At 38.9% G+C, this 12,201-nt stretch carries 13 protein-coding genes; 11 read left to right on the top strand and 2 right to left on the bottom strand.

Translation table 11 applies throughout. The features are described 5' to 3' along the window. The first annotated feature begins 6 nt into the window (after positions 1-6). The 8 genes from V7124_RS23105 to V7124_RS23140 all read left to right on the top strand — a co-directional run bounded on the left by V7124_RS23105 (position 7) and on the right by V7124_RS23140 (position 6,639). Positions 7-774: a 3-hydroxyacyl-CoA dehydrogenase gene (locus V7124_RS23105; RefSeq protein WP_335493847.1), complete on the top strand. Its 768-nt coding sequence runs from the start codon at positions 7-9 to the stop codon at positions 772-774. 36 nt (positions 775-810) lie between these two features. Continuing rightward, complete coding sequence (locus V7124_RS23110) at positions 811-1,596, top strand: enoyl-CoA hydratase (RefSeq protein ID WP_335493849.1); 786 nt, start codon at positions 811-813, stop codon at positions 1,594-1,596. A gap of 70 nt (positions 1,597-1,666) precedes the next feature. Further along, on the top strand, positions 1,667-2,872 hold the full coding sequence (locus tag V7124_RS23115; protein WP_335493927.1) for an acyl-CoA dehydrogenase family protein: 1,206 nt from the start codon (positions 1,667-1,669) through the stop codon (positions 2,870-2,872). A 16-nt stretch (positions 2,873-2,888) separates the two neighbouring features. Beyond that, positions 2,889-3,881: an NADPH:quinone oxidoreductase family protein gene (locus tag V7124_RS23120; RefSeq protein ID WP_335493851.1), complete on the top strand. Its 993-nt coding sequence runs from the start codon at positions 2,889-2,891 to the stop codon at positions 3,879-3,881. A gap of 35 nt (positions 3,882-3,916) precedes the next feature. Beyond that, positions 3,917-4,966 (top strand): phosphotransferase family protein, encoded by a 1,050-nt coding sequence (locus V7124_RS23125; protein WP_335493854.1) that lies wholly within the window; start codon positions 3,917-3,919, stop codon positions 4,964-4,966. Positions 4,967-4,980: 14 nt separating this feature from the next. Continuing rightward, complete coding sequence (locus V7124_RS23130; protein ID WP_335493856.1) at positions 4,981-5,406, top strand: FAS1-like dehydratase domain-containing protein; 426 nt, start codon at positions 4,981-4,983, stop codon at positions 5,404-5,406. Between the two features lie 32 nt (positions 5,407-5,438). After that, positions 5,439-5,813, top strand: coding sequence for a MaoC family dehydratase (locus tag V7124_RS23135; RefSeq protein ID WP_335493858.1), 375 nt, complete (start codon positions 5,439-5,441; stop codon positions 5,811-5,813). Positions 5,814-5,865: 52 nt separating this feature from the next. Continuing rightward, on the top strand, positions 5,866-6,639 hold the full coding sequence (locus V7124_RS23140) for an SDR family oxidoreductase (protein WP_335493860.1): 774 nt from the start codon (positions 5,866-5,868) through the stop codon (positions 6,637-6,639). Positions 6,640-6,996: 357 nt separating this feature from the next. On the opposite strand, the gene V7124_RS23145 is transcribed toward V7124_RS23140, so the two are convergent. Continuing rightward, entirely contained in the window at positions 6,997-7,911 is a 915-nt protein-coding gene (locus V7124_RS23145) for an EamA family transporter (RefSeq protein ID WP_335493862.1), read from the bottom strand. A gap of 285 nt (positions 7,912-8,196) precedes the next feature. Here V7124_RS23145 and V7124_RS23150 point away from each other — a divergent pair, with 285 nt between their 5' ends. After that, the gene (locus V7124_RS23150) at positions 8,197-8,916 is read left to right on the top strand and encodes a DUF6241 domain-containing protein (protein WP_335493864.1); all 720 of its coding nucleotides are present in this window, start codon (positions 8,197-8,199) and stop codon (positions 8,914-8,916) included. A 179-nt stretch (positions 8,917-9,095) separates the two neighbouring features. Then, positions 9,096-9,563: a DUF3291 domain-containing protein gene (locus tag V7124_RS23155; RefSeq protein ID WP_335416809.1), complete on the top strand. Its 468-nt coding sequence runs from the start codon at positions 9,096-9,098 to the stop codon at positions 9,561-9,563. Between the two features lie 276 nt (positions 9,564-9,839). Here V7124_RS23155 and V7124_RS23160 read toward each other — a convergent pair whose 3' ends face one another. After that, the gene (locus V7124_RS23160; protein WP_335493866.1) at positions 9,840-11,057 is read right to left on the bottom strand and encodes an ROK family protein; all 1,218 of its coding nucleotides are present in this window, start codon (positions 11,055-11,057) and stop codon (positions 9,840-9,842) included. A 279-nt stretch (positions 11,058-11,336) separates the two neighbouring features. Between V7124_RS23160 and V7124_RS23165 the strand changes: the two genes are divergently transcribed. Then, complete coding sequence (locus V7124_RS23165) at positions 11,337-12,155, top strand: purine-nucleoside phosphorylase (protein ID WP_335416813.1); 819 nt, start codon at positions 11,337-11,339, stop codon at positions 12,153-12,155. The last annotated feature ends 46 nt before the right edge of the window (positions 12,156-12,201 follow it).

The raw sequence follows: 12,201 nt of genomic DNA on the forward strand, positions 1-12,201 counted from the left end.
AATTAAATGATAATGAGAGATTGCGTAGCAGTTGTAACGGGGGGAGCATCTGGATTAGGTGAAGCTACAGTACGAAACATAGTGGCTAATGGCGGTAAAGCAGCAATTTTAGATTTGTCAGTGGAAAATGGAAATAGACTTGTGGAGGAATTAGACACAAATGTAATGTTTGTGCAGACGAATGTAGCGGATGAGAAAAGTGTGCTGAATGCACTAAATGAAGTCAAGGCAAAATTTAATGGTTTTAATGCTGTTGTTAACTGTGCAGGGATTGGAGATCCCAAAAAAACCGTGAGTAGAGGTAAAGCCCATGATTTAGAAAGTTTTGTTAAAGTTATTAATGTTAATTTAATTGGAACATTCAATGTTATTCGATTAGCAGCAGAAAAAATGGTAGAAAATGTTCCAAATGTTAAAGGAGAGCGAGGTGTCATCATCAATACTGCCTCTGTTGCAGCATTTGATGGGCAAGTCGGTCAAGCATCGTACAGTGCATCAAAAGGTGGAATTGTTGGGATGACCTTGCCTATTGCCCGAGATTTAGCCACACATGGCATCAGAGTTGTAACCATTGCCCCAGGTCTTTTTGAAACCCCATTGTTTCATACCTTGCCAGAAGATGTAATTGAAGCTTTAGGTAACCAAGTACCATTCCCTTCTAGATTAGGATACCCGTCTGAATATGCCCAACTAGTTCAAGCTATCTTTGAAAATACAATGTTAAATGGTGAAACCATTCGTTTAGATGGAGCAATTCGAATGGCTCCAAGATAATAAAACAATCGATCCAAACAAAAGGAGGAAGGAAAAATGAGTAATTTAGTTAAATTGGAAAGCGTTAATGGAGTTGCTACCGTAACGATTGATAATCCCCCTATGAATGTCTTAAGCAATCAAGTGGTAAGAGAGTTAGAAGAGGTTTTTACTAGTCTTTCAGAAGACTCGGAAGTAACTGTTATTATCTTAACAGGTGCAGGTCAAAGGGCGTTTATGGCAGGCGCAGATATCAAAGAATTTCCCCAATGGTTACATTTGAATAAAGAGGAATTAAAGAACGTTATTTTACAATCTCATAGAGTCTACAATCTAATTGATGAAATCGCCAAACCTACCATTGCAATGCTTAACGGGATCACCTTTGGCGGGGGATGTGAACTGGCACTAGCATGCGATATTCGAATTGCTGAGGAACATGTGCAAATTGGATTACCTGAAGTCAAATTAGGACTTTTTCCTGGCGGCGGCGGCACACAGCGTTTACCAAGGCTTGTAGGCGAGGCAAAGGCAAAAGAATTGATGTTTTTGGGAGATCCGCTTTCGGCACAAGAAGGAAAGGAAATAGGCTTAATCAATAAAGTAGTCCCAACAGGTGAGGGAGTAAACGCTGCACAAATGATGGCTAAGAGAATATCCGGGTATTCCTTACAAACTTTAAGTCGAATCAAAAAGTCTGTAAATGATGGCATGGAGTTAGAGTTTAAAGATGCACTCGACCTTGAATTGAATCACTTTTTAGATGTGTTTCAAACCGAAGATGTTAGAGAGGGAGTGCAAGCTTTTCTTGAGAAACGCAGTCCTAAATTTATCCACCAATAAGGAACGATATTTCTATAAAAATGATCTCAAGGAAAATTTGAAGATCCTTTAATTGAAAGAAGGGAAAAAGGTGTTTAAAGAACTGTCGAGTCTAGCGCAGCACCTAAGAACACAATTAATTGAGTTTATGGAGAATTATATATATCCGAACGAAAAGATATTTGAAGAAGAGTTGAATCGTCAGGAAAATCGCTGGATCGTTCCGCCTTTAATTGAAGAATTGAAGGAAAAGGCAAAAGATCAAGGGTTATGGAATTTATTCATACCAGATACAGAATACGGAAAAGGACTATCAAATTTTGAATATGCACATCTTTGTGAAATCATGGGCCGATCCCTTCTGGCACCAGAAATTTTTAACTGCAATGCTCCTGATACAGGGAATATGGAGGTCCTCATTAAATACGGGTCGGAAGAACAGAAAAAGCAGTGGCTTGAGCCGCTTTTAGAAGGAAAAATTCGTTCGGTTTTCTCAATGACAGAACCAGCTGTTGCCTCGTCGGACGCAACGAATATTCAAAGCAGCATTCGTAGGGATGGCGATGAATATGTGATTAACGCAAAGAAATGGTGGTCTACAGGGGCCTTAGACCCACGCTGCAAAATAGCCATCGTCATGGGGAAAACCGATCCAAATGCTGAACGCCATAAGCAGCAATCCATGATTCTTGTTCCATTTGATGCACCAGGAGTTGAAGTGATAAGGAATTTGCCTGTGTTTGGTTATGATCATGCCCCCAATGGACACGCGGAAGTCCACTATAATAATGTACGCGTTCCGGTTTCGAATATTTTACTTGGGGAAGGAAGAGGTTTCGAAATAGCTCAAGGTCGCTTAGGTCCAGGAAGAATTCATCATTGTATGCGAGCGATCGGAGCTGCCGAACGGGCACTGGAATTAATGATTAACCGAGCCAATAGCCGCGAAGCGTTCCGTTCAAAACTGATTGATAAGGATACAATCAGAGAGCAAATTGCTGAAAGTCGGATAGATATCGCGCAGGCTAGACTGCTTACCTTGCATGCGGCAAATAAGATTGATCAAGAAGGGGCGAAGGCTGCAAGAAAAGAAATTGCGATGATTAAAGTTGCGGTGCCACGGGTGTCTATTCGTGTCATTGATCGTGCTATCGAGGTGTTTGGCGGTGCTGGTGTTTCCGATGATTTCCCACTTGCTGCTCACTACGCCAATGCTAGGACGCTTAGAATTGTAGATGGACCTGACAAAGTCCATTTAAGAGATATTGCCAAAATGGAAATTAGAGAACAAACATAGGGGGCGGATGCATCAAATGAAATCATGGTTTGTGACAAGGATTGGAGAACCGAATGAGGCACTTGAAATGAAAGAAATCGGGAGGCAAGTTCCTGCAAAAGGGGAAATAGTGATTAACGTGAAAGCATTTGCCCTTAATTTCTTTGATATTTTACAATGCCAAGGAAAATATCAGGAGAAACCAGCCTTGCCGTTTACGCCGGGTGCAGAAGTAGCAGGAGTTATTGAAGCAGCCGGTGAAAGTGGTTCCTTTTCCATCGGCCAGCGAGTCCTTGCGCTCCCTCTTCTTCCCAACGGAGGCTTTTCCGAAACGGTGGTAGTAAAAGAAAAGGACGTATTTCCTATACCTGATGAGATGGCGTACGAAGAAGCAGCAGCCATGTTCATCACCTACCATACCGCTTATTATGCGTTAAATACAAAGGCAATGCTAAAACCTTTCGAGACCATCCTCGTTCATGCTGGGTCTGGAGGGGTGGGGTCAGCAGCAATACAAATTGGGAAAGCACTTGGGGCAAAGGTGATTGCCACTGCTGGATCTGCAGAAAAAATCAAAATCTGCAAGGAGCTTGGTGCCGATATAGTCATCAATTACAGGGAAGAAGACTTTGTTCAAGTAGTAAAGAAAGAAACAGCTGGGCATGGGGCGGATGTAATCTTTGATCCAGTTGGAGGAGACGTTTTCCATAAGTCCCGTAAATGTATAGCATTTGATGGCAGGCTCTTGTTAATAGGGTTTGCAGGTGGAACGATTCCTGATGCACCGATGAACCACGCCTTAATTAAGAATTACTCACTTGTCGGTGTACATTTTGGCTATTTCCGCAAACTATTTCCCGAAAAGGTTAAAGCAAATCATGTCATGTTAATGGAATTATTCAAAACAGAAAAAATTAAGCCGCTAATTTATCAAAACTATTCATTCGAAGAAGTCCCAAATGCATTAAATCAATTAGGTAGCCGGAACACCTGGGGGAAATTAGTTGTTCGGACCATAACCCATAGGTAAAACCCATTAAATTAGATCGGAGGTGGTATCAGAAAATGAATGCAATCAACCGATATATTGATCACGAACATATTAATTGGAATCGATTCGAAAAGTTTGTACGAGAACAGATTCCTACTATTCCTGATAAAGAAATGAAAATTAAAAAATTTTCCGAAGGCTATTCCAATCACACATACTTACTATCCTTTGGTGATTGGGAAACTGTGTTAAGGAGACCTCCCTTTGGTGAAATTCCAGCAAAAGCTCATGATATTAAACGTGAATATACGATTTTATCTAAATTACATGATGTTTATCCCCTTGCGCCTAAACCGTATCTTTACAGTGACGATCCCGCGATCATGGGTAGACATTTTTACCTAATGGAAAAAAAGCAAGGGGTTGTGATTAACGAGGTTCTTCCTGACTGGTATGGGCCATCTGAGGTAGTTGGCCCAGCCCTATCAAAAAGTATGATTACAAGTTTGATAGAACTTCAACAGGTCGATTATAAAAATGCGGGATTAATAGATATTGGAAAGCCGGATGGTTTTTTAGATAGGCAGGTTCGTAACTGGATTAAACGGTACAGTATGGCAAAAACGGATGAAATGAGCGGAGTAGAGGAATTAGAAGCCTGGTTATTAAGAGAAATGCCGACAACCCTTGATACAACAATTGTTCATAATGATTTTAAACTAAATAACATCGTTCTAGACTCGTTTGACCCAACTATAGTAAATGGGGTCCTTGACTGGGAATTGGCAACCATTGGGGACCCGATGAGCGATATCGGGTCTGTTTTAACCTACTGGGGGGAAATAAGCGATCCTGACATCGGTATTTCGGTGGTAACGAACCAACCTGGCTTTTTTTCGAGAAGAGAAATGGCTGAAATGTATGCAAATTTGAGTGGTAGGGATATCTCACACATCCACTACTATGTAGCATTTGGTTTTTACAAGCTTGCGGTGATTCTGCAGCAGCTCTATGATCGGTGGAAAAAAGGAGGATTAAACGACGAAAGATTTAAGAATTTGAACATTCCGATTGGTAATCTGTTTGAAATGGCCAATCTATCAAGAACGAACAAAATCTTGTAAAAAAGAGGGATGAGATGAAAGAGGAGTTCACTCATTACTACCAATCATTTGAAATCGAGAGGGGTAAAATTAAATCGTTTGCAAAGGTATTAGGTCTAAAAAATCCAATTTATTATGATAAAGAAGAAGCACAGAGAATGGGATACCGCGATGTTGTAGCACCTCCAACGTTTCCAACTGTCATCGATTTCTGCAATGACAATGATTTTTATCAACTTTTTAGTCGTTTGCATCTTAACCCAGAAAAGGTATTGCACGGTGAACAGTCATATGAATATCTTGAGCCTATCTGTGCAGGTGACACAATTACAGGTACAGTAACGTTAGAAAGAATGGATGAAAAAAGAAATATGAAATTTTATCATTTAAAAACGATTTACCGCAATCAATTCAAGCAGATAAGCGTTATTAGCAATTCCACACTCATTCAAATTCCTTAAAGTGATGCAGACCCTTAAAGGGAGGAAAAACATTGACAAATAAGCAATTAAACATCAACCAAGTTCAAGCTATTGACTTTGTAAAATACTCAGGGGTTTCAGGTGACTTCAACCCCGTGCACACAGTTCCAGAAGTTGCTCAAAAAAATGGTCATTCACAACCAATAGCACATGGCATGTATATCATGGGACTTGCAACAAAAGCACTTGAGGAATGGTACTCTAAGCATCATTTATTGAAATTTGAGGTGCGATTTCTGTCTCCAACTTACGCAGGTGATATGTTGACAATCACTGAAAAAAGTAACACAGAAATAAAGGTGGGTTACTTTCAAGGAATCATAGAAGTCACTGATTCTCAAAAGCAAGTAAAACTGAAAGGAAATTATGAGTTAAAAAGAGATTAAATTAATTAACCGGAAATGATGATGGAAAAAACAACTAAATGAGGTAATAAAAATGCATACAAAACAATTGTTTGATTTAAGTGGTAAAACTGCAATTATAACGGGTGGCGGCCGAGGAATCGGCAAGCAAATAGCACTTGGATTAGCAGAATTCGGTGCAAATGTTGTTGTATGTTCAAGGAAAATAGAAGATTGTTTAATAACATGTGAAGAACTAAATGAAATAGGTGTAGGTTCTTTGGCAATAAAATGCGATATAACAGTGTTAGAAGATATTAATAATGTAGTGAATGAGACACTTACTAAATTCGGTACGATTGACATTTTAGTTAACAATAGTGGGGTTACATGGGGTTCACCTCTTGAAGATTATCCAATAGATAAGTGGCGGAAGGTCATGGAAGTAAATGTGACTGGAACATTTATGATGTCACAAGCTGTGGGCAAAGTGATGATCAATAGACAATCAGGAAAAATCATTAACATTGCATCACTTGCAGGGCTAGGCGGTGTAAGCGAAAATATTATGGATGCTGTAGGATATAACTCAAGTAAAGGTGCAGTCATTACATTTACTAAAGATTTAGCAGCAAAATGGGGAAAGTATAATATCAATGTTAATGCGATAGCACCCGGCTTCTTTCCAACTAAAATGTCAAAAAAACTCCTTGAAGTAAAAGAAGAAACCATCTTGGCACGAACACCGTTAAAAAGATTTGGTTCGGACGATGATCTCAAAGGAGTAGTGGTATTTTTAGCATCAGATGCAAGTGCATATATTACAGGTGAAATAGTAGTGGTTGATGGTGGGTTTAACGTCTCGTAAAGGAAGTGAACGGGATTACGTTCGCCGAAGAAGAGATTAGTATTATAAGCAAAACATGAATCTTTCTTTAGATTGCGGGAAAAATTGTGTTAAGGCAGCGGTCATACGTTGTCTTTTTTGTTGGCAATTTTGAAATATGGTGGAGAAAACGTTCATGGACTTATTCCGAATTAAAAAGAGAGCGGCGAACCGCTCAATTAATCACTTTGGTGATTGAAAATATCCCTCTTTTTCGCCCTCCAATGAAAATGGAGAGCTGGTTTTTTTCAAGTTTTACTTTTCTATTAAAGTTCTTTATTTATCTTTAACTAGTTTTCCACCATTCTATAATATTGTGCGATCAGAACGATCTCCATGTTATATGGAAGATTCCCTTTCCAAAAAGGAAGACTTTAGTTTCGTTTTTTTAGATATCTTCAGATTTCCCGCGATAATTCCGCATAGTATGAAAACAACCCCAAGCCATTGGGACATACTTACCTGTTCTGCTAAGACTATCGATGATAAGATAACCGCAATCGGAAGTTCAGCGGATGTTAAAATAGTCCCAAGACCTGGTCCGATATGGGGCATGCCGATGGTAAATAGGATTGGTGGTAACACTACACCTAATAAACCAAGGTACAAACCGTATGGTGCAATTTCTATTAATACTGATAAGTGGAGTAACTCCGTTGGCGGACTGAGAAGGAAAACGGTAATCATGCCCCCTGTGGTAAATAGAGCACTTTTTTGCACAACCGGTGTATCTTTCTCCACACTACCGCTAAGAAAGATAAAAGTGGTATAGGTTATGGCAGAAAGCATTCCCCAAAGTGTTCCTTGCCACGTAATTTCCCCGCTTCCTTCAGCAATCATTCCTGAAGCAAATATTGAACCAATCACTAGAATGCCTATGGAAACAACCTTCCCCATTGTCGGTTTCTTTTTATAAAAGAACCATTCAAATAAGCTGCCAATCCAGACAAATTGAAATAAAAAGATGATCGCAAGCGAAGCGTTAAGAGATTGCAGTGATTGGTAATAAAATAGACTCGTTAATCCAAGTGGAATACCCGATAAAAGTAATTTGCCTATTTTCGGCAGTGTCAGTTTTTTCTTTTTCGAAAAGAGAGCTATTATCCAAATTATTAAAGTCCCTATTAAGAGTTGACTTCCTGTCACCGATGCACTGGTAAAACCAGCAGAATAAGCTAACTTTACAAAAGTGGATAATGCACCGTAACAGCATCCTCCGAGTAGAACAAGTAGTGCGTAATGCCAAGTTTTCATAATTTTTTACCCCTTTCATTTTAAAAAACATAAAAAGCCACACAGCTGTAGTAGGCTGTGTGGCGAAAATAGAGATGTCTCTAGAAAAGTCCACAAACAAAGATTTTTGGGTTCAATATAACCTTTTTATTCTAATGGGTATCATCATGAATGTCAAATAACCAATACGATCCAGCTGGAAAGTTGCAATAAGTATAGATTTATTTCAAAATAAAGGATGATTTGGATTATTAACGGAGCTAAGTTCGAGAGAGTAAGAGTCTATTAAAATAACGGAGGTTCATCATGGGGAGACATAAGTATAAGTTTGTCATCATTGTTCTTTCAGGTATCGTGTTAGCTAGTGGAGGAATGCTTGGGTATAAGTTTTACCAAGAAAATAGAAATGAAGCTGGGATGAAGACTAAACAGTCAGTAGAAAAAGATGCTTCCCAAAAGGGGGTTAGACTTGCTGAAACGAAGGTTATAAGTGCAGAAATGAATCCTTCACCAGAGAATATAGAAGAGGCTGAAAAAGCAGTCGATTCCTTGCCTGAAAGCGAAGAAAAACGAAAGCTATTGGATAGGATGGCTTTGGTGAAAGAAGAGTTTGACCAAAATAGAAAGGCCCAAGAAGAAGCCCGTTTGGCAGAATTAAAAGGCGACATCATTCAAGCCAAAATCGATTTAGGTTTAGAAAAATCGCCGTCAGAAGGAGACGTATTAGAAATCCTTCATAATATGACGCACCAAAAAGTCCGTTCAGAAGAAAAATGGGGATATGTTCAGATGACGGAGGTGAACCTTTTAGCAGTGAAAGAAGTCCTTCAAGAGAATCCTGCATTTAATCAAAATATCGATATGCTTGCGATCGTCACGGATTGGTTAAATCATGATTTTGGTAATATTGTAGCCGAACATAACTCAATATGGAAAAAGAAAGAAGGATCAGTGGGAAAAGCATATGGAATTTTGAGCCCAAGTGAAGAGGCTGCACTAGTAAAGGAACAGTTTGGAGTTCAGTAATCGTTTCATTCTATTCTTTGTAAAATGCTTTAGTGAGAATAAATTGCATAATTATATTATGTTAACTGAAAAAGGGATAACAGCCTTTCAACACAAATAGATGTACGCGGTAAATATAAGTTATACTATCCCTCCCTACTTGAATATATCTAATAAAGACAATAATTGGAGGGATACTTATGGCTTTCGTTTCAATTTATACGGTCGGGAGGTTAAATTACCCCTATGACCACCCTGCCTCTCGTGAGTTTTTTGAAGTAGGATACGAAGTAATGCGCCAGGCAGCTAAAACAGGACAACTAGTAGAGGAGTTTTCACCTTATGGAGTCCCGATCCCTGAGGAAGCCTCTAAAGGGGAAGGTTATCCTGTTCTTACGCTAACGGTATGGAAAAGTCTTGAATCCTTATCTCGTTTTACTTTTTCGGGTCAGCACAGGCAAGCGATGAGAGACAGGAGCAAATGGATGAAGCCTTATCCAGAGAAACACCTTCCTTATGTCGTTTGGTGGACTGAGAAGGTAAAGGATGTCTCTTGGCAGGAGGCTTTTAAAAGATATAACTTCTATTTGCAGCATGGACCCACTTCTTTTGCGTTTGATTTAAAGCACGCATTTGATGAGAAAGGGGAGAAGTGTGTAATTAAGTAGTTTGTATTGATTAACCACTTCTTTATTGGTTACAATTCCGTAAAAGAAGGCAATTGGTTTTACTAAGGATTTCGTCGATTTCAGTTTACGGATCAATTGCTTAAAGGACAAAATCGCGATACATAGAATGTCGTCTGTATTTTGATCAACGTCAAATCGAAAAGCAGCGATTTGGACCATATGCCAGTATTCCTCAATCGTTTTCGCATCAGAAAAGAACAAATTAACCTTGTTTATGCTAAATCGATTCCGAATGAATGGCAATCAACAACCTTTTCAAGACAGTTTCTCTTCAGTGAAATAATCCAGTACCATACAGCCGGCTCCTTGGGCTACGATGTTGTAGGCCGCAGTTGATTTTATAATGTGAACACGACTTTTAGGATAGTGCATGAGTCGATTTTTTGCTGTTTCAGAAACCACTTCGTAAAAAAGAGGTTTTGGCACCAAGGTTCCTCCGCAGATAACAATATCCGGACGTAAAAGGAAAATGAGATTACTAAGGCCGATGCCAAAATAATAAGCTGCATCCTTCACTACCTTAAGACAAAGGGGGTCTTCTTTTTCAAGGGCATTTAAAATATGATGAAAATCGATTTCTTCTATATCCTTAACGCTATCTAGAAGGGTAGATCCATTACCACGCTTCATCCTACGGACTACTTCGTCCCGAATGGCAGGCAGGCTGCTATATGCTTGTAAACACCCATATGATCCGCATGAACAACGTCGTCCGTGTAGATCAACCACCATATGTCCAAAGGCATCATCCATCTCCATTTTATTAGTAACCAATTTACCTTGTAAAATGGTGCCACAACGAATGCCCATATCACTTGAGACAAAAACTAAATTATCTGTTTCCTTCCAATAGTTTTTCCGGTATTCAGCTAATGCTGCCAAATTTGTTCCATTATCTAAGCATACATAGGTATTATTTTTTTGTTGTAAATAGTCGACAATATTTAGGTTATCCCATCCCCCTGCAGAGAACAAATGAGGATGAAAGATAACTCCCATTTCTGGATCAATTGAATCAAGCACGCCTATTCCAATTCCCAGCAATTTCTCCCTTGGAATTTTATGTTTACCGAGTAGTTTATCGACACATCGAGTTACATAATTTAATGTGTACCTTCCCGTGCATTGTGAGTCCATCCTTAATTTTTCAATGTCTATGATATCTAATTTTAGATCAAGGAGCAGTACGGTGGTGAATAAGCTGGTGATTTCTACGCCAATTAAATAATAATGGTCAGGCTTGATGGCATACATCAATGGTTTACGCCCACCACTTGACTCTCCAATTCCACTATCGTAAATAAGCCCTTCCTGAACAAGCTCGTCCAGTAACCGTGTACAAGTCACATGTTTGTATCCAGTTAGTTCGGTAAGTGTACTAATCCTTACTGGCCCTAACTTACGAATTAGGCTATATAAAAGTTTTAGGCTTTTTGTTTTTGGCGACGTTAAGCCTGCAAATTGCTTTAACATATACTTCCTCCAAAAATAATAGGTTTTCTATATTTTAACGAAATAATTGGTAAAGGAGAAGTGTTCTTTTTTTCTTTTTGTAAAAAAGAAAACCAAATAAATAGAAACATACAAAAGTTTTACCTAAATTTTAAAAACTTTTTTTCAGAATGATTTTTAGCTATTTACAATAGACATAAAATCTATTAAGATTTTTTTAGGAGTTGTTAGTGGGAAATCCGCAAAACGTTCGATTAAACAGTTAATGAAGTAGCTCATTAAATAATGGAGGTAATATACATGCACAATCTGCAAAGTATTTTAGAAGCTAGAGATTTTATCATAAGTAAGACGAGCTATCGACCAACGATTGGTATGATTTTAGGATCAGGATTAGGAACCCTTGCAGATGAAATTGCAAACCCTGTCACAATTCCTTATAGCGAGATCCCTCACTTTGCAAAAACTGAAGCAATCGGACATGCAAACGAATTAGTCATTGGGGAACTAATGGGAAAAACCGTAGTGGCAATGAAGGGACGTTTTCATTATTATGAAGGCTTTACTTTAGATGAAGTCACTTTTCCAGTACGTGTCATGAAGGCGCTGGGTGTGAACGACCTATTTATCACGAATGCATGCGGTGCGATCAATACAAGCTTCAAGCCAGGTGATTTAATGTTAATCACTGATCATATTAATTTAGTAGGTACCAATCCATTGATTGGGCCAAATAATAATGAGTTAGGAACCCGGTTCCCTGATGTTTCTCAAGTATATAATCGTGATTTACGAAATATTGCCGTTAACGTAGCTAAAGAACAAAGCATCACCTTACAACAGGGTGTTTATGCTTGGTGGAGCGGACCAGCCTACGAAACTCCAGCTGAGATTCGTATGATTCGAACATTAGGGGCGGATGCTGTTGGTATGTCAACAGTTCCAGAGGCGATTGTAGCGATTCACGGAGGTATGAAAGTACTTGGTATTTCCTGTTTAACCAATATGGCATGCGGGATACTTGATCAACCATTAAGTCATGATGAGGTCATTGAAGTGGCTGCTTTGGCAAGAGAGAAATTTATAAAACTATTAAAAGAAACGATTGCAAGGATGTAATACAAATCGAAACCGCCGGAAACGGCAACATTTTGCAAGTGAAAAT

Origin of the sequence: Neobacillus niacini (assembly GCF_036961885.1) — a bacterium.
Lineage (GTDB): Bacteria > Bacillota > Bacilli > Bacillales > Cytobacillaceae > Neobacillus > Neobacillus niacini_H.